The following is a 21738-nucleotide window of genomic DNA, read 5'->3' on the forward strand; positions in this document are numbered from 1 at the left end:
GACCTTATGCCTGTTCTTACAGATCCGCTTCAGCTATTACAGAGACTTATCCGTTGTCCTTCTGTTACACCTCATGAAGCAGGGGCTTTATCAACTTTGGAACAATTTTTGAAAAAAATGGGATTTCATGTCGAGCGCCCTATTTTTACGGATAAAAATACAGATAATGTTGAAAATCTTTATGCCAAAATGGGAAACGAAGGACCCCATCTTATGTTTGCGGGTCATACAGATGTTGTACCACCAGGTGCATTGGATGAATGGACCTATTCACCTTTTGAAGCTGTCATAGATCAGGGAAAATTATATGGGCGGGGTGCTGTTGATATGAAGGGCGGAATCGCTTGTTTTATTGCGGCGCTAGCGCGAGTTCTTGAGAAACGTACCATTAAAGGAATGGTAAGTTTTTTGATTACCGGTGATGAAGAGGGACCTGCTGTTAATGGTACTATAAAACTTCTCAAATGGGCGGAAAAAAAGGGCGAAAAATGGACTGCGGCTCTTGTGGGAGAACCAACAAGTGTAAAGACTGTTGGGGATGTCATCAAAATTGGTCGCCGCGGATCGATTTCTGGTATCATTACCGTGAAAGGTCGCCAAGGTCATGTTGCTTTTCCAGAGCGGGCTGCTAATCCCTTGCCTTTGGCAAATAAGCTTATTCAGGCATTGACACAAACTGCTTTAGATAAAGGGACAGAGAATTTTCAACCCAGTAATTTGGAGCTAACAAGCATCGATACCGGTAATTCAACAGTCAATATTATCCCAGCGCAGACAACAGTTCGTTTTAATATACGCTACAATGATCTTTGGACAAAAGAAACACTGGTGGAAGAAATTGAAAAGCGTCTTGCTTTGGTGCAATCAAAAAACAATAGTGATCAATATCCCTCTTATCAGCTTGAATGGATTCCAAGTTTAGGGGATGTTTTTTTGACCAAAAATGATAAACTCATTCAAACTTTATCCAATGCTATTAAAAGTGTAACAGGGAATATACCAGAATGCTCCACTTCAGGTGGGAGTTCGGATGCGCGATTTATTAAGGATTATTGCCCAGTGGTTGAATTTGGCTTACCAGGGCAAACGATGCATATGGTAGATGAGTGTGTAGCCCTTGATGCGGTGGAAGCTCTTACTACTATTTATGAGCGTTTTATTGTTGATTTTTTTGCATGAAGAAATGATTGCTGGTTCAAAAATACCTTTGTCTTGTTGTTCCATAAGATATTACCATTTAAGGTGTGGTGATATGAGACTCGTAAGACTTAATATATTAAGTGGTTTTAGAGTAAGTGGTGAATCTTCTTAAATTGGGCTTCTTGCCTGTAGCGTCTTTAGTTAAGTGAATTACATAATTTGAAAGCCAAGAGGGAGCTGCTTTAAGAAGCAGAACTGTTTACAGACTATATTGGATTAAAAATATTTGTTTTTTAAAGTTTGGAAAGGAAGTTAATACGCAATCATAATGGAAAACAATGAATATTATATCATAATTGTGTGATGACCGGTTGAAGCCATAAAGACACACAAAAACATGCTGCTATTGTAAAAAATTCATACAACATAAATGCGCTCATTCATAGCTCGTGTCTTAATATGGTTTCTGCACTCTCATAAAAGGTACCTCTTATTTCAATTAGCCTCTCTTAGAGTAAAGTCCATAGGAAACGCGTTTTAAGTTTGTTTGACTTCATATATTTTGCCCTGCCTTTTTGTTCCCAAGAACTTCTGTTGCAAAATCATTACGAGATAGAAGGTGAGCTCATTTAATCAGCTTTAATATTGGTTATGATAAAGATACACAGAAATTCTTTTGTAGCATCACGTTGACTTCTTTAGCCTAGTATTTTTCTCAATTTTTTAATAAAATAACCTTAAAGGACGCGTACAGACACTCATAAGCATGTATGCATACAAATAAAATCATATGGGATTAATGTCGTTTCGCTCGCTAACAAAATAATCTCGATTCATATCTGATATATTTGCCATTTGAGTGCATTATTTGTTTTAATAAAACTCATGATTTTGCTGTGACTTATAGATCAATACCAATCATACAGCCGCGTATCTCAAATAAATATTGGTTCAGTATTTTTTTGCGACAACAGCTTTTATATACCAGAATAGGATAAAAGTATTGTGTATATCTATTTTTTTGTAATCTCTGAAACAGACATACAACCACAACCTGATTGAGGGAAAATATAAAGGTATAAAGGTGAAAATCAGTGTGCTTTTTTACTCTCCTTTTTTATTCGGTTTTACGGTTTTCAAAATTATCTAGAGTAATACCTTTTTAAATAATTAGAGATTGATACATGGTTTCATGCTCATTTCTCTGGTTCTTTAAATGGTGCCACGATTTCATAAAAAACAATACATTATCGTATTATGCATTCACATACTTGTTTTAAAGAAATTTTCTCAATATTTGTCACATTCGTGCCATTACGGTGTTTGTGAATAGTGTAATATAAAATTTTCCGTGAAGTGTATAAAGTCTACAGTGCCCACCATCTTTACGTTTATGAAAAAAAAGTTAGACCACCACACACTTTCTAGCTCAAAATATTGCGATAGCTTTTAGCACTTAAGGGTGTTCATAAGAGTTATTTTTACTTCTTTTTATAGCTTTTTTATCCATACGTTTCTCTACTTTTAAGGTGTAAGCAAATGGTGGTAACTAATTTACTGTAAATAGTTTTGAAATGAGAGTATCTCACGATACTCTAATCTCGCCTTTTCTGTGAAAAATGATGATTATGATTAAAATAAGTATGTTGTTATAAAAACTTTAGTTTGCGAGTTGGCTGATGATGTGATCAAGAACAATACGTCCTTTGGTTGTCGCTTTTAAGCGTTGGTTATCCACCATTTCTATCAATTCTTGGTGTTGTAAATCGATCAGTTTTTCCATTGGGATGCGTTTAGGGCTTAAGGTTTCATAGCGTATAAGTTCTAAGCCTTCGCTAAGGCGTAATCCCATAAGGAGCATTTCATTTGCCTGTTGTTCAGTGGTTAAATGTTCCGTTTCAATACAGCCATGTCCTGTTGTTTCTACCAAATTAAGCCATTGTTCAGGATGCTTTTCATTTATTGTGACATAACGTTCGCGGTTTTCAAGGTGTGATGACAATGTTTTTGAACAGGCAGAGGAATGATTCGGTGCGTGCTCAATGAAACGTCCATGTGCTCCTGGACCAAAGCCTGCATATTGGTGATAACGCCAGTAAAGAAGATTGTGTGCTGATTCAGCACCGGGTATTGCGTGGTTTGAGATTTCATAGGCAGGAAGACCATGCAATGCTGTTATTTCTTGGGTAAGATTATACAGATCTGCTGCTAGCTCTGATGGGGGAAGGATAAGTCTTCCTGCATCATGAAGCCGTTTAAAGGCAGTTCCTTCTTCGATTGTCAATTGATAAAGAGAAAGATGGTCCGCTGCCAAATCAATTGCTTGTACAAGTTCAGATTTCCATTGTTCAAGGGTTTGTTCGGGGCGGGCATAAATGAGATCAAAGGATAAACGTGGAAAAATTTGCCGTGCTAAATCAATGGCACAAAGAGCTTGTTCCACATTATGGAGTCGACCAAGTTTGCGCAATGCTTTATCATTGAGCGCTTGTATCCCTAGAGATAAGCGGTTAACACCTGCTGCACGGTATCCACGAAAGCGCTCTGCCTCCACACTGGATGGATTAGCTTCTAATGTAATTTCAACTTTATCATCAACTACCCATTTTTTTGCAAGTGCTTGCAATAGGGCATCGACAGTTTGCGGCTCCATAAGAGAAGGAGTTCCTCCACCAATAAAAATACTTGTAATATGGCGTGGGCCTATTTTGTGGTATTGCGTTTCTATTTCGCGCTTAAAGGCGGCAACAAAACGTTGTTGATCAACACCATGGATGCGAACATGCGAATTAAAGTCACAATAAGGACATTTAGCTGCACAAAAGGGCCAATGAATGTAAATGCCAAAAGGTTCATTCATGAGAATGCTAAAAGGTTTTCTGCCAAAAGTTTGAAAGCACGTGCGCGATGTGAAAGAGGCGGAATATCATTACGTTTCCAGTTGTGTTTTTGCTCTGTTGACATTTCTCCAAAGGTATTTTCATATCCATCCGGTAAAAAAATAGGATCAAAACCAAAGCCTTTGTCTCCCCGTGGAGGCCAAATGAACGTTCCTTCAACGCATCCGCGGAAGTAATCTGCATGAGCATCAGGCCATGCAATGCAAATGACGGATATAAAACGGCATTTTCGTTGGCTTTTTTCTCGCGCTCCAACTTTTTGGAGTTCATTTTCTATTTTTTCCATAGCTTTGGGAAAATTACGTGTACCATCAGCTTGAATTGCCCAATCAGCGGTATAAACGCCTGGTGCACCCTCTAATGCATCTACCTCTAAGCCTGAATCATCAGAGAGGGCAGGAAGTCCTGTCTTTTTTGCTGCTGAAAAAGCTTTAATATAAGCGTTTTCTTCAAATGTTTTTCCCGTTTCTTTTGGTTCTGGCAAGCCCAGTTCTTTTGCCGATTGTATTATTAAACCGAAAGGCTTAGTTAAAGTAGTGATTTCATGCAATTTGCCGGTGTTATGTGTAGCAATGACAAGTTTTTTATCTGCTATGCTTCTCATATAGATTTCTCCAAAAATGAAAGGGGAATTGTTTTTGTGCTAAAAACCGGCTTAAATGCTCATACACACACATTCTGCTTGATTTTACATAATATGATTATTTTACACGTTTTATGATATTTTATTCCAATAAAATTTTTTATCTTGTATGAAGATAACCTTGCAAAGATATGAAAGACATGTCTTTTTCTTATGATAGCATTTTTATGGTAAATTTCCAATTTCTTGTTTGCTCTAAAGGGTGAAATTTTCTATTTACAGCGGTTTTTGAACAATCCAGATTCTCTTGGTCAAATTATCTTGGCAAGTTCCTACAGCAGACCACTTTACAGATCAACTCTTAATCTTAAATATTTCTCACACACTCTAACAAAAAATACCTCCTGCGTAATTTATCAATCATCACTCTGAAGCTAGCATTTTACGGGTCAATAGGATAATATGTTTTTATACTACTTTAGACTATTTGACCAAACCTTGGCAAAACTTATATAAGAGATGAGGATTTTAAAAGTAGTGAAACAATTGTGATGAAGCACAAAACTATTGATAATGAACTAAAATATCTTGATGAACGTTCGCGTGATATTTTTCGCCATATTGTTGAAGCTTATCTTAATGATGGTGAACCTGTAGGGTCACGCAATCTTTCGCGGCTTTTACGACAGACATTATCGCCTGCGACGATTCGCAATGTGATGAGTGATCTTGAACATCTCGGTTTGATTTATGCACCACATGTTTCTGCGGGTCGAATGCCGACACAATCAGGTTTACGCTTTTTTGTAGATGCATTTATGGAAGCGGGTGATTTGCCAAACGAAGAGCGAGAAAATATTGAAATGCAAGTCAAAGAGGCTGGTCATGCACAATCGGTTGAACATTTTCTTGTTCAAGCAAGCCGAGTTCTTTCAGATCTTTCACGTGGGGCAGGGCTTGTTTTAGCAACAAAACAAGAAGGAACATTGAAACATATTGAATTTGTGCGTCTTGATAGGGAGCACGCTCTTGCCGTTTTGGTGACTCAACAAGGTGAAGTTGAAAATCGTATTGTTCATTTGCCAGAAGGGGTTACCCATGCACAATTGACGGAAGCAACGAATTTTCTCAATGCTCATATCCAAGGGCGTACATTGAGTGAAGCTAAAGGGGAAATTGCCCGCTTATGCGCAGAAACACGGGCTGCACTTGATGACTTATCGCATCATCTTGTTGAAACGGGATTAGCTCTTTGGGGAGGAGAAGGTGCTGATCATAAAATACACCTCATTGTTCGCGGGCGTAGCAATTTACTTGAAGATGTGAAAGCAGAAGAAGATTTAGAACGGTTACGCCATTTGTTTGATGATCTTGAAACGCGTGAGAGTATGGCACAGCTTCTCGATTTAACGGATGAAGGTTCTGGGGTTCGAATTTTTATTGGTTCAGAAAATAAGTTATTTTCACTTTCTGGTTCTTCTTTAGTTGTAGCACCTTATCGTGATTCACAACAAAGAGTCATTGGTGCTTTGGGCGTTATTGGTCCTACAAGGCTTAATTATGCAAGGATTGTGCCCATGGTTGATTATACAGCTCAACTTGTGTCACAGTTATTGCGTTAAAACGATGCAGGTAAGTATTTGTACTATAGAAGCTCATTGTATTATATACATCGATACCCCTTGATTTTTGTCTGTAGAATTTCGATATCGAGAATAACGAATCTTATGAAGGAATAAAATTTTTATGTCTGATGAAAAAAACAAATTTACTGACGCTTCATTTGAAAATTGTGATTTAAAAAATCCAGCTGATCGTAATACACTTAAACAGGCAGCCGATGAATTTTTAAAAACACATAAAACAGAGGAACACGAAAACGTTGAAAAAGAAAGCAATGAGGTTAGTGATCTTTTAGCGTCTTTGCAGGATGAAAATAAAGAACTGAAAGATCAGCTTTTACGTCTTGTTGCAGATATGGAAAATCTTCGACGCCGTACTATGCGAGATGTGGCGGATGCAAAGGCTTATTCCATTGCTAATTTTGCACGGGATATGTTATCGGTTTCTGACAATCTCAATCGTGCTTTGGAAGCCATTCCAGAAGGGGCGCGGGAAAGTGATGCTGGTTTGAAATCATTGGCAGAAGGCGTTGAAATGACTGAACGTGCCATGATGGCAGCATTAGAACGTCATGGGGTGCAAAAAATTCATCCAGAGGGACAAAAATTTGATCCTCATTTTCATCAAGCGATGTTTGAAATTCCTAATGCCGATGTTCCAGATAACACTGTTCAACAAGTTGTTCAGGCAGGTTATATTATCGGGGAAAGGGTGTTACGTCCAGCTATAGTGGGTGTAGCCAAAGGAGGAGCAAAAGAAGCTTCTGGTGAAGCTGATTCTGCTTAAAACACATCAATAATAAATCTCCAACATAAAATGCAGTATTCCCTGCAATTACACATATATGAGGTCTTTTCTCAAAGAGTTTTTAAAGGGTGTTATAAACACCCTTTTATCTTTGAAGCGCCCAACTTCCTTTTACAAGATACACGGACTCGCTTGAGGGAGATGACGATGAAAATAAAACAAAATGATCAACCTCAAAAGGAGGGACAAAAAAATTATCTTGAAAAGATAGATAAGAAGAAAGATCTTCAAGATTGATATCAAATATTCGTGCAAGAGTAATATGCGGAATAAATTGTCTTTCATCAGGCTTTAACTCTAATTTATTCCGGATATATTGCATCTTTTCATGTAAAAGATTAAGCTTTTCACAAGGTTCAATGCGAACTACAAGAGAATGAGGAGTATTTTCTGAACCAAAAACTTCAAAACCATCTATTTGTAGCATAAAAGGAGAGAGCTTTATTGTATCAAAGGCGTGCATAAGTGCATCTGCGGTAGCACTTTCAACTTCACCGAAAAAAGATAAGGTGACGTGAAAATTTTGCGGGTTGATCCATTGCGCTTTTGGTAAGCCATTTTGCAACGATACAAGTTGTTGTGTTGTTTGTTGAGGAATCTGAAGGGCACTAAATAGACGACCCATAATATTATCTCCTTATAATGAAAGATGCTATTCCAAGCACAATATAGATAATAAGGGCGAGGCATGTACCATAGAAAATAAGGCAATAGTATTGAAAAAGAATGTCTAAAAAATGCTTACTATAATTATGAGCGTACAAAGCTTATTCGTTTTAAAAAATGGTTATGATATCGATAAGAATTGCGTTTTCATGAGCTGTATCACAATGATGTGCAATAGAAGATTACTTGTGTATTATAAAGACTATAAAGTTAGCAGAAAATAAGAAAAGTTGATAGATTTTTGATGTGCGAAATTATTTTGACATCTATCTTTAGCTTAAAATAAAGCATATTCTAATACAAGGTGAGGAGTTCTCTTTTTCTGTAAAGATTTAATTATACGATTCAGTCGGGTAATAGCCGTAATACGCAAAACTATTCAAATTGATCAAATAATGTTAGGAAAGGAAGGAAAAACTCCAGTATAATAAAATTACTATAAACTTTTACATTTATGATAATTATGCCAATCTATAATGGATATGAATATTGGTATAAAAGCGGGAAGAGAAATTAAAATTCAAAATAATGATGGAAAGTTCCTATTTTCTAAGAATCATCATCCTTATTTATGGTGAGAAAGCGCTAGTTTTCCTCTCCAAAGTTGTTATTGATAAGCTTTTCAAGAGCATTAAGAGCATCTGTTGCTTCTGGTCCTGAAACACGAATGGTGAGGTTGCAACCGGATGAAGCCGCTAGCATCATAAGTCCCATAATTGATGATCCACCAACGATTTTTCCATCCTTTTCAACTTCAACAGTAACATTAAAATTGTCAACAGTTTGTACAAATTTTGCAGAAGCACGTGCATGCAAGCCACGTTTATTACAGATATTGAAATGACGACTTATACATGGGAGGGTATCTTTGGAAAACATTGGTATTTTATTATCCACTATAAAATCATACTTGGTACATTAATATATTTACGCCCTGCTTCTTGTGCTATTCTTAACGCGTCTGATAATGAAATATCAGGACATTTGCGAATAGAAATCAGTTTAATAAGCATGGGCAAATTAACACCCGCAATCATTTCAACGCGTCCTTTTTCAATAGCAGGGATAGCTATATTCGATGGTGTTCCACCGAACACATCTGTTAATATGATTACGCCATGATCCGTATCTGTATCGGTTACTGCGGCTATAACATCACCTCGGCGCTGATCTATATCGTCATCGGGATAAACGCATATTGTTGCGAACTTTTCTTGTACTCCAACAACATGTTCCACGGCATGTAAAAATTCGACAGCCAGCTCACCGTGCGTTACAAGCACGAGTCCAATCATTTACGCAAACTCCTGTTAACTAATAAGATCCGACCATATTGGTGGGAAACACATTTTACAAGGCTTTGTCTTGCTGCCAAGAAAAATTTGCAAAAAAAAGGCAAAAATTGTGATTTTTTTATCTTTAGAAAAAAATTAGACAGATTTTTGCCATATTTTTCTAAACAAAAATGCTTCAATAGCTTGACAAATGGCTGTACAATCGGCTTCACGAAGAGAGGGAAGTTTTAAAAGAGGAATGTGCAAATCTTCAAACTGAAAAGTTTTATTTGTGGAAAAACGTTCATATTTCGGACCGAGAAAAATAACACAATCGATAGTTGTATGCTTTTCAAATTCTATCATATAAAGACCAACGCCACGAATCTCGATACCGCCCTCTAAATTATCAGGAGTGTATCCGTGGAGCTTTCCATTTTCCGCACGCAACATTGTATAATCATCACTGATAAGCTTCGCTTCACGTTTTGACCACTCAGCACGGTCGAGCAAAGAAAGGGTAAGGGTTGATTTTCCTGATCCCGATGGACCTATAATTAACAGCCCCTTGCCGCCTAATTGAAGGCAATTTGCGTGGAGTATTTCACATTTTGTTTTCATGTCTTTTACTTTGGATAAAAGATTTATTTAGCGAGGGGAAGCATAATAATAAAACGTGCACCAGTTTTACACTTCCCAAGTGTAGGATCAATAATATTTTCGGCTGTAATTGTCCCATTATGAGCCTCGATAATTTGCCGACTAATAGAAAGGCCAAGTCCAGAGTTTTGTCCAAAAGCATCTTCGTTTGGTCGATCTGTATAAAAACGCTCAAAAATGCGTTCAATATTTTCTGAACGAATACCTGGGCCATTATCTTCAATGGTTAAAATAAGGGTTGAAGCATGACTTTTCATAGTAATGCAAATTCTGCCACGATTCCGAGGAATAAAAGAACGTGCATTTTCAAGAAGGTTTGAAATCACTTGCCCTAAACGGAGTTCATGTCCCAATACAAGATAGGCTTTTCCATGAGGACGCGGGACAATATTAAGGCTTATATCAATGGTTTGCGTATTACGATACACTTCCTGAACAGCATGAACAAGACTTTCCAAAAGCGGTGTCATATCAACAATCTCTGCGGTTTCTCGTGCAAGCTCTGCATCGAGCCGCGATGCATCAGAAATATCTGTAATCAACCGATCAAGACGGCGCACATCATGTTGAATAATTTCAAGCAATTTCTCTTGTGCTTCTTCATTTTTAGCCAGAGGGAGCGTTTCAACAGCACTGCGTAGGGAGGTGAGAGGATTTTTTAATTCGTGGCTTACATCAGCAGCAAAGCGTTCAATGGCTTCAATGCGCATATAAAGGGCATTAGTCATATCACGAATAGAGGTTGAAAGGTGACCAATTTCATCTTCACGCATTGAAAAATCAGGAATTTCTACACGCTGATTATTGCCATTACGCACTCGATTAGCCGAGGCAGATAATTTACTTAATGGATGGGCAATCGTATGGGCCAAAAAGAGAGAAAGAACCAAAAGTACGCTGCCTACAACGGCAAAAACTTTAAAGATAACCAGTCTTTCACCTTTTACAATGTTATCAATATCAGAACCAGTGGTTGAAAGAAGAAGAGCTCCAACCACTGCGCGATAGCGTTGAACAGGAACGGCAACAGAAACAATTAATTGACCTTGTCTGTTGCGTCTTTTAGCCGTAGCAAGAGATCCGTTTAATGCGCGGTACACTTCTGGATAAGCAATACCACTGGTTTTTGTTTGTTCTCTGTCAAGAGCAATACCTTTGCCATAAAATGTGCTTGAATACCATGAAGTAAGGCGATCCCACATGCTTTGTTCTGTTTTGAGTGGGGGTAAATCATAACTGAAAACTTCTCCACTAGAATAAAGAACGCGCGAATCAAGAAGGAGAGTAGCATCACGATCATAGATACGTGCTCTTGTCGTTTTAGGTGTGATGAGACGTCGTAAAAGAGGGGCAACTTGCTCAGGGTTAATAGGGAAATCCCAAGAATCGGTTGATTGAGGGGCGGGTGTAACGCTTTCACCAGTTTGTAACTCTAAGAGTTTTTGGGGATCAATGAGGATAGAATTTGTATCTACTGTTGCAGAAGCAGCAATAGCCCCAGCAATAATTTTTCCTTGGGTACATAAACTTTTAATTTTTGCTTCAATTAAACCATCGCGAAATTGGTTAAGGTATAAAATGCCTGTAACTAAAATGGCAAGGGCAGCAATGTTTAATATAACAATGCGACGTGTGAGGCTGGAAAAAAGCAATTGTCTAAAGAGACGTTGTGTACGAAGATGCAAACGGGCAAACATAAGAAATGGCGTTGAGGATGTACCATTAACGGTTGTTTTTTGTAAAGTTTCCAGTTGAGAATTGTCTGTCATCGATTTGATTGCCGTTCAAATTTTTGCGACAAAGTAGTTTTATACCTCGTGGAAACGATAACCTACACCATAAAGTGTTTCAATCATTGCAAAATCATCATCCACTTGTTTAAACTTTTTACGCAGACGTTTAATGTGACTATCAATGGTGCGATCATCTACGTAGACTTGATCACTATAGGCAGCATCCATTAAAGCATCACGACTTTTTACAACTCCTGGTCTTTGTGCTAAGGTTTGCAGAATCAAAAACTCCGTAACGGTTAAAATAACAGGTTTATCTTTCCATGTACAGGTATGGCGTTCTTGATCCATCACAAGATCTCCACGTTTGAGAGAAGAGGTGGAAGAAGTTCCTGTAGAAAGTGGTTGGTTACGTGCATTAGAACGGCGCAAAATAGCTTTCACGCGTTCAATGAGAAGACGTTGGGAGAAAGGTTTAGTAATAAAATCATCAGCTCCCATTTTGAGACCAAATAATTCATCAATTTCATCATCTTTAGAGGTAAGAAAAATAACTGGAAGATCAGATTTTTGACGTAAACGACGCAAGAGTTCCATCCCATCCATTCGGGGCATTTTAATATCAAAAATAGCTAAGTGTGGAGGGTGAAGTGTGAGACCCTTGAGTGCAGATGCTCCATCTGTATAGCTTTCAACCCGATATCCTTCTGTCTCAAGCGCAAAAGATAAAGATGTCAAAATATTGCGATCATCATCAACAAGTACAATCGTTTGTGTGATTGTTGGTGTATCTTTCATGGTTTCTTAGACCTTTCTATTGCTGTGGTAGCAAATTACCCACACTTATTTATATGGGAGTTCATATTTTTTTTGCAAAACAAATATGATACAAATTGTAGCAAAGTAAAAAACCTTTTGTCATTACTGTAAAATCTTGTTTTGCTTTCATAATTCATAATGTTTCTACGTCTATTAAGATCCCTTCGTTTGAGAGAAAATTTTCATAAAGGCTTTTTTTATCAAGGTTTATTACAAAGTTTATTATTGTATTTGTCTCATAATTGAACAGGTATAGTTTTGATTGTTGAAGTTTAGAAAATCTGCCTATGTGTTTTAAGAGCAAAGAAAAGAATGTGGCAATATATGCACAAAAATTTGTTTCTGCTACACGGAAGGAGGTTGTAATGGGATTTTTTAATTTTATTAAAACTGTAGGGGAAAAGTTAGGTATTGGGGACCATGAACCAAAAGAAAAAGATTTTAAGACGGCATTTGATCATTTTCAACTCGGTACAGAAAAAGTAAATATTCAAGTTGAAGACGGTAAAGCTATTTTAAGCGGTGAAGTTCCAGACAGGGAAACACTTGAAAAAGCACTGCTAGTTGTTGGCAATTCACAAGGTATCTCTTCTGTAGATGTTGATCAATTAAAGGTTATAGATACAACGCCCAGAAAACCTTCTCGCTTTTATGAGGTTAAATCTGGTGATAATCTTTGGAAAATTGCTGAAGAGGTTTATGGAAAAGGGCAAGGTAATAAAAACACTTTTATTTTTGAAGCCAATAAGCCAATGCTAAAATCTCCCGATAAAATTTATCCTGGACAAGTTTTACGTATTCCTGAAATTGACCATAGTTAATTCATCAAAGGGGATAATTTTTTACTGATGGCATTAAACAAAAAATAAAGAAGCGTGCAAAAGTTTCACGCTTCTTTATTTTAAAAGTGTGTATTATAAAAAAGGAATTTAGTGACCAGGAGAGGATTTAGAAGGTGATGGTGTTTTCATAGCGTTTACAGAGAAATCAACATCAATCGTTCCTGCTTTCTCAAATGTCAATTTTGCGCTAATTTTATCACCTAACTTGAATGGTTGTGAAAGCCCCATAAACATAATATGATCGCCGCCAGGCTTAAGCGTAATTTCGCCATTTCCCGGAATTTCAATGCCATTGTGCATTTTTTCCATTTTCATAATATCATTAACGACAGCCATAGAGTGTATCTCTGTTTTTTTTACTCCGTTTGTGGAAATAGAAACCAAACGGTCTGGGGTATTACTGTGATTAATAATGTAGAGATAACCGCTACCAACTCTTATACCTCTAGGTGTTTCGCGTGTCCAAGGATTGAGAATTTCTATGTCGCCAAGTTGATATTGCTGAGCACCTGCAGGCAGGGTTATACCAGCAAAGAGAAGAGCACACACGATATTTATGATAACCTTTTTGTATGGATATTGTGTATTTATTATATTCTTAAAGATAAGATTTGTTATTTTCTTAATAATAGATGTCATCATTGATTTACCCTCCTTCATAAGGTTCACACTTTGAATAACTGTTTATTTTAGCAGAGCTTTTATTTAAAATAAAAGAAAGAAATGCTAAAATGAAATTGATTTGAATATGAGAATAAAAATCATAGAATTCTTTGATTTTAAAGGAAGATAATAAGGTTTACAATGACAACACACCTCTTAACGCTTCCGTGTTCATCTCATAATAGTGTTTGTAAATGGTATAAAATCTATGATGCACTACTATTTTACTTAATAAAGATATAACACAGAACAATCATCAACCACTTTACCAATTTTTAATATTACGACAGCTCTTGGTATCTTAAAGCGTTTATACAGAGACATTTTTATATATTTTCAAAATTCAAAATTATACAGTTAAGAAAAAACGCTTTAGGTGAGTTTAAAGCACATCTTTCAAATAGCAGTAAACAATGAGACCGTTAAAAGGAGAATTTTTGAAAGGAGATCGATAAATAATATCTCTACTGATATGAGCATTAGATATGATGACTATTTTAGTCCAAGGAAAATTTATAATATTCGTGATATAAATTATTCGCCTTTTAAAAAGCTTTTACGTGAGTATCTTTTGTTAATGATGAGAAAATTAAGAGCGAGAGTGTAATCATTCTTTTGTTTTTTAATTTTTATAGAAAGATATATTTATTGAAAATTGCAAGAAAGATATATTATGATCTCAAGTCTCTCATAAATATGGTATTTATGGGTCATTAGAGCGCCTATTTTAAAATAAATTTTTTATTTTGGAGATGTTTCTCTCATTATTCTCTTGTAGCAATAAAAGCCTGTTCTTATATACGAGGCAGCAAGGCTTATTGCGACTTGCAATTTAATTATTTTATGTTGCTTAAAGCAATATATGGGCTTTGAGTGTTATGAGGAGCTGTCTTAAAAAGATGCTTTATGAAGGTTGAGGTAGCTTGCTGAATGGAGATTATAATATGGCAAAAGTAATTGGTATTGATTTGGGGACAACGAACTCTTGTGTGGCTGTTATGGATGGCAAAAACGCAAAGGTTATCGAGAACTCAGAAGGAGCACGAACAACACCTTCCGTTGTTGCCTTTACTGATGGGGGAGAGCGGCTTGTTGGACAGCCTGCTAAACGGCAGGCGGTAACAAATCCTGAAGGGACAGTTTTTGCAGTTAAACGTTTGATAGGGCGTCGTTTTGATGATCCTATGGTTGAAAAAGATAAAGCACTTGTGCCTTATAAAATTGTTAAAGGTGACAATGGTGATGCATGGGTTGAAGAAGCGGGTAAGAAATATTCTCCATCGCAAATTTCAGCTATGATTTTGCAAAAGATGAAGGAAACAGCTGAATCTTATCTGGGTGAAAAAGTTGAACAAGCGGTTATTACTGTTCCTGCTTATTTTAATGATGCGCAACGCCAAGCGACTAAAGATGCGGGTAAAATTGCTGGACTTGAAGTTTTACGGATTATTAATGAGCCGACTGCTGCTGCTTTAGCTTACGGTTTGGATAAAAAAGACGGAAAAACAATTGCTGTTTACGACCTTGGTGGTGGTACATTTGATATTTCAGTACTTGAAATTGGAGATGGCGTTTTTGAAGTTAAATCAACCAATGGAGATACGTTTTTAGGGGGTGAAGACTTTGACATGCGCTTGGTTGGTTATTTTGCAGATGAATTCAAAAAAGAGCAAGGAATTGATCTGAAAAATGATAAACTCGCTTTACAGCGCTTAAAAGAAGCGGCAGAAAAAGCAAAAATAGAGCTTTCTTCGTCACAGCAAACAGAAATCAATTTACCATTTATCACGGCAGATCAATCAGGTCCCAAGCACTTAACAATGAAATTGACTCGGGCAAAATTTGAATCTCTGGTTGACGATTTAGTGCAGCGCACCATCGAGCCTTGTAAAGCTGCGTTAAAAGATGCTGGATTAAAGGCCGGTGAGATTGACGAAGTTGTTTTAGTGGGTGGTATGACACGTATGCCCAAGATTCAGCAAGTCGTGCAAAGCTTCTTTGGTAAGGATCCACACAAAGGCGTTAATCCTGATGAAGTTGTTGCAATGGGTGCTGCCATTCAAGGGGGTGTATTGCAAGGCGATGTCAAAGACGTGTTGCTTCTAGATGTAACACCTTTATCCTTGGGGATCGAAACCTTGGGTGGTGTTTTTACACGTCTCATTGAGCGCAATACCACTATCCCAACGAAAAAATCTCAAGTTTTTTCAACAGCTGATGATAACCAGAGTGCTGTGACTATTCGTGTTTTCCAAGGTGAACGGGAAATGGCGAGTGATAATAAGTTATTGGCTCAATTTGATCTTGTTGGGATTCCTCCAGCACCACGCGGTATACCTCAAATTGAAGTTACGTTTGATATTGATGCGAATGGTATTGTTAATGTTTCGGCCAAAGATAAGGGAACTGGTAAAGAGCATCAAATTCGTATTCAGGCATCAGGTGGTTTAAGTGATGCTGATATTGAAAAAATGGTACAGGATGCGGAAGAGCATGCAGCTGAGGATAAAAAGCGCCGTGAAGGTGTTGAAGCTAGAAATCAAGCCGAAGCTCTTATTCATTCAACTGAAAAGTCACTCAATGAATATGGCGATAAAGTATCAGCTGAAGAAAAAGGACAGATTGAAACAGCAATATCTGATTTGAAATCTGCGCTTGAAGGCAGTGATACTGAAGAAGTAACAACAAAGATGCAAAAATTAGCTGAAGTCAGTATGAAGCTTGGACAGGCTATGTATGAAGCTTCACAAGCAGCGAGCGCTGACACTGAAACAGAAGCAAAGAATGACGATGTTGTTGATGCTGATTTTGAAGAAGTTAATGATAAGAAGAAATAGTGTCAGCATATGTGTTGATTAATTTATAAACCCGGCCTTTGAAATATAAGGCTGGGCTTTATTATTTGAGTGAGTTGCAACTTTGTTGCTAAAAATATAAATTAAAAGCAATCTTATCCATAAAGATGGATGACAGAAAAATTATCAGGAATACATGATGAAGGTTGACTATTATGAAATTCTTGGCGTGACTCGTGAATGTGATGATAAAAAGTTGAAATCTGCTTTTCGTAAGTTGGCAATGCAATATCATCCTGATCGCAACGCCGGGGATAAAGAGGCAGAGCGAAAATTCAAAGAAATTGGCGAAGCCTATGAAGTTCTTAAAGATCCCCAAAAGCGTGCTGCTTATGATCGATTTGGTCATGCGGCTTTTGAAAATAGCGGTAGTCAAGGAGGAGCAAATCCCTTTGGAGGTTTTGCTGCTGGTGGTGGGTTTGCTGATATTTTTGAAGATTTTTTTGGCGAAATTATGGGAGGTGCGCACCGTAAGCGTGGTGATGGTCGCGAACGTGGTGCAGATCTGAGTTATAATATGGAAATAACCTTAGAAGAGGTATTTTCAGGAAAAACTGCAGAAATTACTATTCCCAGTTCCGTTACGTGCGATGTTTGTGAAGGATCAGGAGCGAGAAAGGGCTCTAAGCCGCAAGTTTGTGGAACATGTCATGGATCTGGTCGTGTGCGTGCTGCGCAAGGTTTCTTTTCTATTGAGCGAACATGTCCTTCATGTCATGGACGTGGTGAAACTATTATGGATCCATGCTCAAAATGTCAGGGGACACGACGCATAGAGAAAAAACGTTCATTGAGCGTGAATGTTCCAGCTGGTATTGAAGATGGAACGCGTATTCGCCTTTCTGGTGAGGGTGATGCTGGTATTCGTGGTGGCCCCAATGGTGATCTTTATATTTTCCTTTCCGTTAAACCGCATGAATTTTTTCAGCGAGAAGGAGCAGACCTTCACTGTCGCGTTCCTATTTCAATGGTAACAGCTGCTTTAGGAGGAGAGTTTGAAGTTTCCGATCTTGATGGTGTTAAAGCGCGTGTTAAGATCCCAGAAGGGACACAGAATGGACGTCAATTCCGTCTTAAGGGCAAGGGTATGCCCATGTTGCGTCGGCAGCAAGCAAGAGGTGATCTTTACATCCATATCACGATTGAGACACCACAGAAATTAACGCAAGAGCAACGTGAATTATTGCAAAAGTTTGAAAAACTTTCAAATCATGAGAATTCACCGCAATCACATGGCTTTTTTTCACGTATGAAAGAATTTTTTGAAAATATTTCTGGTTAAAATATGTGAATGTTCTCAGAATAGATTAGAAAAAACTTTTGGAAGGTTATTTTAATTAAGCTTTCTATAGCCTTATCATCTGTGAAAAGCATTTTTTTCTTGAAAAGAAAAGAGAGAAACGATTAATTTAGGGTAAGTGCCTGCCGCTGATAGTTTTTTACATTTAACGAGTTTTATGGATAAGTCTTATTTTTGAGTATCTATGATATTTTAAAAAGGACTTATCCATACAAGAAGAACGCAATTGAGTGACTAATTTCCAGTGTCATGATAACTGCCTTTATGCATTCGGCATTTTTTGTATTTATTGTTTTACTCAAAATGCCTTTTTAAAAGCCCTATGCTAAAACTGTCAAATAGGTAGTAGCCTACCAAAAAGTAGCTAAATAAGCTGTTAGACAATCCATTTTTTTCAAATAAAATATCAACTCCTCATAACCAATTTTATTTTTGGCATTTTTGATAGTCTTAAAAATTGCTTGGATAAGGTTACAGTGCTAAGTCAACCTATTTCTTATCTTGGTGATCTGTTAATTTTATTATTATAAGAAAATTTTGTTTTTATCTTACAAAATCAATGGTTGTATATATTCTTATTCATTGTTAAGTATCCATAAGCGTAAACTAACGAGTCGAATGTACGGCATAGCTTAAAATTTTTTCAGAACTTTGCTTTTCAATTTTATACATAAAATCATAAAATAATGACGTTTTGTACGCCTGTTTTGTTTAATTTTTCGCTGTCAATTTTTTGAGGAAGTTGTTTTCTTGTTTCATTTCGTTATTACTTTTCCTAAATTCCACTAAGAGATGGTAAAAAGTGATGAGGAGGCTCTATTAATGGATGATGCTAAAAACGGTGCTGTAGATGTTTTAGAAAAACAAGCAGCATTTCTATCGTCTGCTTTACCATATATGCAAAAATACGAAAATGAAACGGTTGTGATAAAATATGGCGGTCATGCTATGGGTGATCCTGCCTTGGGGCGAGCATTTGCGCGTGATATTGCTCTATTAAAGCAATCGGGGATTAACCCTGTTGTTGTTCATGGTGGAGGACCTCAAATTGCTGAAATTTTGATGAAAATGGGGATTGAATCACGATTTGAAAACGGTTTACGGGTAACCGACGAGCGGATCGTTGAAGTCGTTGAAATGGTTTTGGCCGGTTCCATAAACAAAGAAATTGTCGCTCTCATCAATGCAGAGGGTGAATGGGCAATAGGATTATGTGGCAAGGACGGCAATATGGTTTTTGCCGAAAAGGCTTATAAAACTGTCATTGATCCTGATTCGAATATTGAACGTGTTTTAGATTTGGGATTTGTTGGTGAGCCTATTGAAGTTGATCGCACATTGCTGGATCTTTTAGCATGTTCTGAAATGATACCAGTTCTTGCTCCTGTGGCTCCAGGACGCGATGGAAAAACCTATAATATTAATGCTGATATTTTTGCTGGAGCTATTGCTGGTGCATTAGAAGCTAAACGCCTTTTATTTCTCACTGATGTTCCTGGTGTTTTGGATAAACAGGGCCAACTTTTAAAAGAATTGACAGTTTCTGAAGCAGAGAAACTTATCAAAAATGGGACAATTTCAGGAGGCATGATTCCAAAAGTAGAGACTTGTATAAAAGCCCTTCAAAATGGTGTGGAAGGTGTTGTCATTTTAAATGGTAAAACTCCTCATTCTGTTTTACTAGAACTGTTTACCGAACAGGGAGTTGGAACGCTTATTGTTTCATAAATTGTGCGGAAAATTGGAGGAGAAAGCCTTTCATGACAAATATAAAACAGCTTAAATATCCTTTATTAAGTAAGCCAGAATTAGCAATATTTGTTGCAACAATATTGTGGGGTATTACATTTTTAGTCATTCATATCGCGGTACGCTATAGTGGTCCCCTGTTTTTTGTTGGATTTCGTTTTATTGTTGCATCTCTTATATGTGGAGCAATTTTTTGGCGCTCTATAAAAGGTATAACGGTTTATGAAGTTTTCGCTGGGATGGCGATTGGTTTAGCCATGTTTTTAGGTTATGCTTTTCAAGCAGCTGGACTTCAAACGATTATTAGTAGTCAGTCGGCTTTTATTACAGCGCTTTATGTACCTATGGTTCCAATCTTGCAATGGATTGTTTTTAAAAAACCTCCCCGTTTTGCTTGTTGGGTTGGTATTGTTTTCGCTTTTATCGGGCTTGTACTTATTTCAGGACAAAAGCCGGGAAATTTTGATTTTTCAAAAGGCGAAATTTTGACTTTGTTAGGTGCTTTAGCGATTGCTGGAGAAGTCATACTCATCGGAATTTTTGCCAATAAGGTTGATAGTCGGCGTGTGACCATTATTCAGTTATTTTTTAGTGGTTTTTTTTCATTTGCTTGTATGCCTTTGATGGGTGAAAGCATCCCTGAATTTTCGTGGGTATGGTTTAATATTGGTATAGGATTGGCATTAATGAGTGCCATCATTCAATTAGCTATGAATTGGGCACAAAAGTCCATTTCCCCTACACGTGCGACACTCATTTACGCAGGTGAACCGGTATGGGCTGGTATTGTTGGGCGTTTGGCTGGAGAACATTTATCTCCCTTAGCTTTATTGGGCGGTTTGCTTATTCTGATTGGGATCATTGTGGCTGAATTACAACCTTCACAATGGCGTAAAAAAAATAAAGCAATTGAAAAAAATGATTAGCTATGCACCTTTTCTATTATGATTTTATTACATGAGATTTTTGCTTGCAAAGTTTTCATTTTTGAGGCTTTTTTTAATATGAAGATAAAGGAGGCTTTATAAGCTATTCCAGCTTTTGTATAGAAAATTGGAGCAATAATATTTATCTGTTTGCTTAACCTCTGAAACGGGAAGTCAACGTTCATTGAGTCAAAGCATGAAGTGGTAAAGACAAAAAACAGCTTTCATCTTTACGATCATGTTTAAATTTAGCTTTACAATTTTCAAAAACATCCATGGTAATGTTTTTGAATAATGAAAATTACGCACTGTCGCACTTTATTTCTTTTGTCCTTTAATCGAGTTATGCTTCTCACGTAAAATAGAACGCCTAAAGCAGCCTCCCATAATGTTGTATATTAACGCGTTTTTTAAAAAGACAATTTTCTTAATATACATCATATTCATTGACGGTCCGCGTGAAGTATAGAAAAACTACAGAGCATCATCGTTTTACTTAAATAAAAGGCACTAGCATTTTCTTTGTCAGTTCTCAATATTATGACAGCCTTTGGCATTTGAAAGAGAGAGAGGCATGTTTACTCATTTCTTAAACGTTTTTATCCATATACTAGCCCTGTTTTATAATGGGGAAGCACAAAATTTGATTGATTCACTATGAAAAGATTTAAAATGAGAAAGGCTCGCGATATTCATGTTATTTTATATAAGATTGCTAAAAAAAGCAGGTTATTGCGTATAAATAAAAAAGCATTTCTTGCGAATTTTATTGCAAGCTTAAGTGATATACACGCCCATCATATAAATATTATAACACATTGATTTATAATTATAATATAGAATTATTCACATTGAATTAGAACCCTGAATACCGTAAAATTTTCTCACTTCAAATCGTTTTCATATTAAATCAATCCAAATCTACTTGCTGACACGTTACAAGCAGGTAGTCCATGTGGGTAAAAACTGTACAAGAAAGGCATATCTCTTATAAACTTTTTCAAGTGTAAAGGATTGTTGCAACATTGGAGGCTGGCAAAATGTGTGATGGTATCGGTTTATCCAGCATATGAGTCATAAAATAAGATGTGAAAATATCATTTTAGCACCGTTGGATTTAATTTAGCAAATAAAAGCCTTATTTTTTAGGTTATGAAAAGTTGTGTTTTGAGAAGCTTTTTAGGTTTATATTCTTTTG

17 protein-coding genes are annotated in these 21738 nt (G+C 36.9%); 8 read left to right on the forward strand and 9 right to left on the reverse strand.

From position 1 onward, the window contains the following. Positions 1-6 precede the first annotated feature (6 nt). A complete protein-coding gene (dapE, locus tag ACFIKJ_RS00730) occupies positions 7-1179 on the forward strand; it encodes a succinyl-diaminopimelate desuccinylase (protein ID WP_375651651.1) in 1173 nt (390 codons plus the stop codon). Positions 1180-2800: 1621 nt separating this feature from the next. Here the strand turns inward: dapE and hemW are convergent. Next, on the reverse strand, positions 2801-4000 hold the full coding sequence (gene hemW / locus ACFIKJ_RS00735; protein ID WP_375670145.1) for a radical SAM family heme chaperone HemW: 1200 nt from the start codon (positions 3998-4000) through the stop codon (positions 2801-2803). After that, a complete protein-coding gene (rdgB, locus tag ACFIKJ_RS00740; protein ID WP_375625477.1) occupies positions 3997-4644 on the reverse strand; it encodes an RdgB/HAM1 family non-canonical purine NTP pyrophosphatase in 648 nt (215 codons plus the stop codon). The genes hemW and rdgB overlap by 4 nt, the downstream gene beginning before the upstream one ends. A 530-nt stretch (positions 4645-5174) precedes the next feature. Between rdgB and hrcA the strand changes: the two genes are divergently transcribed. Continuing rightward, the gene (gene hrcA, locus ACFIKJ_RS00745; RefSeq protein ID WP_273787508.1) at positions 5175-6245 is read left to right on the forward strand and encodes a heat-inducible transcriptional repressor HrcA; all 1071 of its coding nucleotides are present in this window, start codon (positions 5175-5177) and stop codon (positions 6243-6245) included. A gap of 124 nt (positions 6246-6369) precedes the next feature. After that, on the forward strand, positions 6370-7032 hold the full coding sequence (gene grpE / locus ACFIKJ_RS00750; protein ID WP_375625476.1) for a nucleotide exchange factor GrpE: 663 nt from the start codon (positions 6370-6372) through the stop codon (positions 7030-7032). Positions 7033-7138: 106 nt separating this feature from the next. Here grpE and thpR read toward each other — a convergent pair whose 3' ends face one another. From thpR to ACFIKJ_RS00780, 6 genes are all read right to left on the reverse strand, one after another. Continuing rightward, positions 7139-7678, reverse strand: a complete 540-nt coding sequence (thpR, locus tag ACFIKJ_RS00755) for an RNA 2',3'-cyclic phosphodiesterase (protein ID WP_375670146.1) — start codon at positions 7676-7678, stop codon at positions 7139-7141. 626 nt (positions 7679-8304) lie between these two features. Continuing rightward, positions 8305-8598 (reverse strand): HPr family phosphocarrier protein, encoded by a 294-nt coding sequence (locus tag ACFIKJ_RS00760; RefSeq protein WP_012754483.1) that lies wholly within the window; start codon positions 8596-8598, stop codon positions 8305-8307. A gap of 17 nt (positions 8599-8615) precedes the next feature. Beyond that, the gene (locus tag ACFIKJ_RS00765; protein WP_375626191.1) at positions 8616-9014 is read right to left on the reverse strand and encodes a PTS sugar transporter subunit IIA; all 399 of its coding nucleotides are present in this window, start codon (positions 9012-9014) and stop codon (positions 8616-8618) included. A gap of 135 nt (positions 9015-9149) precedes the next feature. Continuing rightward, the gene (locus ACFIKJ_RS00770) at positions 9150-9614 is read right to left on the reverse strand and encodes an HPr kinase/phosphatase C-terminal domain-containing protein (RefSeq protein WP_375648607.1); all 465 of its coding nucleotides are present in this window, start codon (positions 9612-9614) and stop codon (positions 9150-9152) included. Positions 9615-9637: 23 nt separating this feature from the next. Next, positions 9638-11422: a stimulus-sensing domain-containing protein gene (locus ACFIKJ_RS00775; RefSeq protein ID WP_375625472.1), complete on the reverse strand. Its 1785-nt coding sequence runs from the start codon at positions 11420-11422 to the stop codon at positions 9638-9640. Between the two features lie 39 nt (positions 11423-11461). Further along, a complete protein-coding gene (locus ACFIKJ_RS00780) occupies positions 11462-12184 on the reverse strand; it encodes a response regulator transcription factor (protein ID WP_005774392.1) in 723 nt (240 codons plus the stop codon). Between the two features lie 386 nt (positions 12185-12570). Here ACFIKJ_RS00780 and lysM point away from each other — a divergent pair, with 386 nt between their 5' ends. After that, entirely contained in the window at positions 12571-13026 is a 456-nt protein-coding gene (lysM, locus tag ACFIKJ_RS00785) for a peptidoglycan-binding protein LysM (protein ID WP_012754487.1), read from the forward strand. A gap of 108 nt (positions 13027-13134) precedes the next feature. Here lysM and ACFIKJ_RS00790 read toward each other — a convergent pair whose 3' ends face one another. Then, entirely contained in the window at positions 13135-13689 is a 555-nt protein-coding gene (locus ACFIKJ_RS00790) for a copper chaperone PCu(A)C (protein ID WP_375625470.1), read from the reverse strand. Positions 13690-14654: 965 nt separating this feature from the next. Here ACFIKJ_RS00790 and dnaK point away from each other — a divergent pair. The 4 genes from dnaK (at position 14655) to ACFIKJ_RS00810 (ending at position 20540) form a co-directional block, all read left to right on the forward strand. Further along, positions 14655-16547: a molecular chaperone DnaK gene (gene dnaK, locus ACFIKJ_RS00795; RefSeq protein ID WP_273722421.1), complete on the forward strand. Its 1893-nt coding sequence runs from the start codon at positions 14655-14657 to the stop codon at positions 16545-16547. Positions 16548-16704: 157 nt separating this feature from the next. Then, positions 16705-17847 carry a molecular chaperone DnaJ gene (dnaJ, locus tag ACFIKJ_RS00800; RefSeq protein WP_375625469.1) on the forward strand — a complete coding sequence of 381 codons (1143 nt, stop codon included), beginning with the start codon at positions 16705-16707 and terminating at the stop codon, positions 17845-17847. 840 nt (positions 17848-18687) lie between these two features. After that, positions 18688-19593 (forward strand): acetylglutamate kinase, encoded by a 906-nt coding sequence (gene argB / locus ACFIKJ_RS00805; RefSeq protein ID WP_375653409.1) that lies wholly within the window; start codon positions 18688-18690, stop codon positions 19591-19593. 32 nt (positions 19594-19625) lie between these two features. Then, on the forward strand, positions 19626-20540 hold the full coding sequence (locus ACFIKJ_RS00810) for a DMT family transporter (protein WP_375625468.1): 915 nt from the start codon (positions 19626-19628) through the stop codon (positions 20538-20540). Positions 20541-21738: the final 1198 nt, after the last annotated feature.

Source organism: Bartonella sp. PS7NMGDW (assembly GCF_042193585.1).
Taxonomy (GTDB): Bacteria; Pseudomonadota; Alphaproteobacteria; order Rhizobiales; family Rhizobiaceae; genus Bartonella; species Bartonella grahamii.

Bases quoted from the DNA above. Each gene is read 5' to 3' on its own strand.
- argB (WP_375653409.1), top strand. From the start codon at position 18,688: ATGGATGATGCTAAAAACGGTGCTGTAGATGTTTTAGAAAAACAAGCA.
- ACFIKJ_RS00775 (WP_375625472.1), bottom strand. From the start codon at position 11,422: ATGACAGACAATTCTCAACTGGAAACTTTACAAAAAACAACCGTTAAT.
- grpE (WP_375625476.1), top strand. From the start codon at position 6,370: ATGTCTGATGAAAAAAACAAATTTACTGACGCTTCATTTGAAAATTGT.
- dnaK (WP_273722421.1), top strand. From the start codon at position 14,655: ATGGCAAAAGTAATTGGTATTGATTTGGGGACAACGAACTCTTGTGTG.
- lysM (WP_012754487.1), top strand. From the start codon at position 12,571: ATGGGATTTTTTAATTTTATTAAAACTGTAGGGGAAAAGTTAGGTATT.
- hrcA (WP_273787508.1), top strand. From the start codon at position 5,175: ATGAAGCACAAAACTATTGATAATGAACTAAAATATCTTGATGAACGT.
- ACFIKJ_RS00770 (WP_375648607.1), bottom strand. From the start codon at position 9,614: ATGAAAACAAAATGTGAAATACTCCACGCAAATTGCCTTCAATTAGGC.
- ACFIKJ_RS00760 (WP_012754483.1), bottom strand. From the start codon at position 8,598: ATGTTTTCCAAAGATACCCTCCCATGTATAAGTCGTCATTTCAATATC.
- dnaJ (WP_375625469.1), top strand. From the start codon at position 16,705: ATGAAGGTTGACTATTATGAAATTCTTGGCGTGACTCGTGAATGTGAT.
- dapE (WP_375651651.1), top strand. From the start codon at position 7: ATGCCTGTTCTTACAGATCCGCTTCAGCTATTACAGAGACTTATCCGT.
- ACFIKJ_RS00765 (WP_375626191.1), bottom strand. From the start codon at position 9,014: ATGATTGGACTCGTGCTTGTAACGCACGGTGAGCTGGCTGTCGAATTT.
- rdgB (WP_375625477.1), bottom strand. From the start codon at position 4,644: ATGAGAAGCATAGCAGATAAAAAACTTGTCATTGCTACACATAACACC.
- ACFIKJ_RS00810 (WP_375625468.1), top strand. From the start codon at position 19,626: ATGACAAATATAAAACAGCTTAAATATCCTTTATTAAGTAAGCCAGAA.
- thpR (WP_375670146.1), bottom strand. From the start codon at position 7,678: ATGGGTCGTCTATTTAGTGCCCTTCAGATTCCTCAACAAACAACACAA.
- hemW (WP_375670145.1), bottom strand. From the start codon at position 4,000: ATGAATGAACCTTTTGGCATTTACATTCATTGGCCCTTTTGTGCAGCT.
- ACFIKJ_RS00790 (WP_375625470.1), bottom strand. From the start codon at position 13,689: ATGATGACATCTATTATTAAGAAAATAACAAATCTTATCTTTAAGAAT.
- ACFIKJ_RS00780 (WP_005774392.1), bottom strand. From the start codon at position 12,184: ATGAAAGATACACCAACAATCACACAAACGATTGTACTTGTTGATGAT.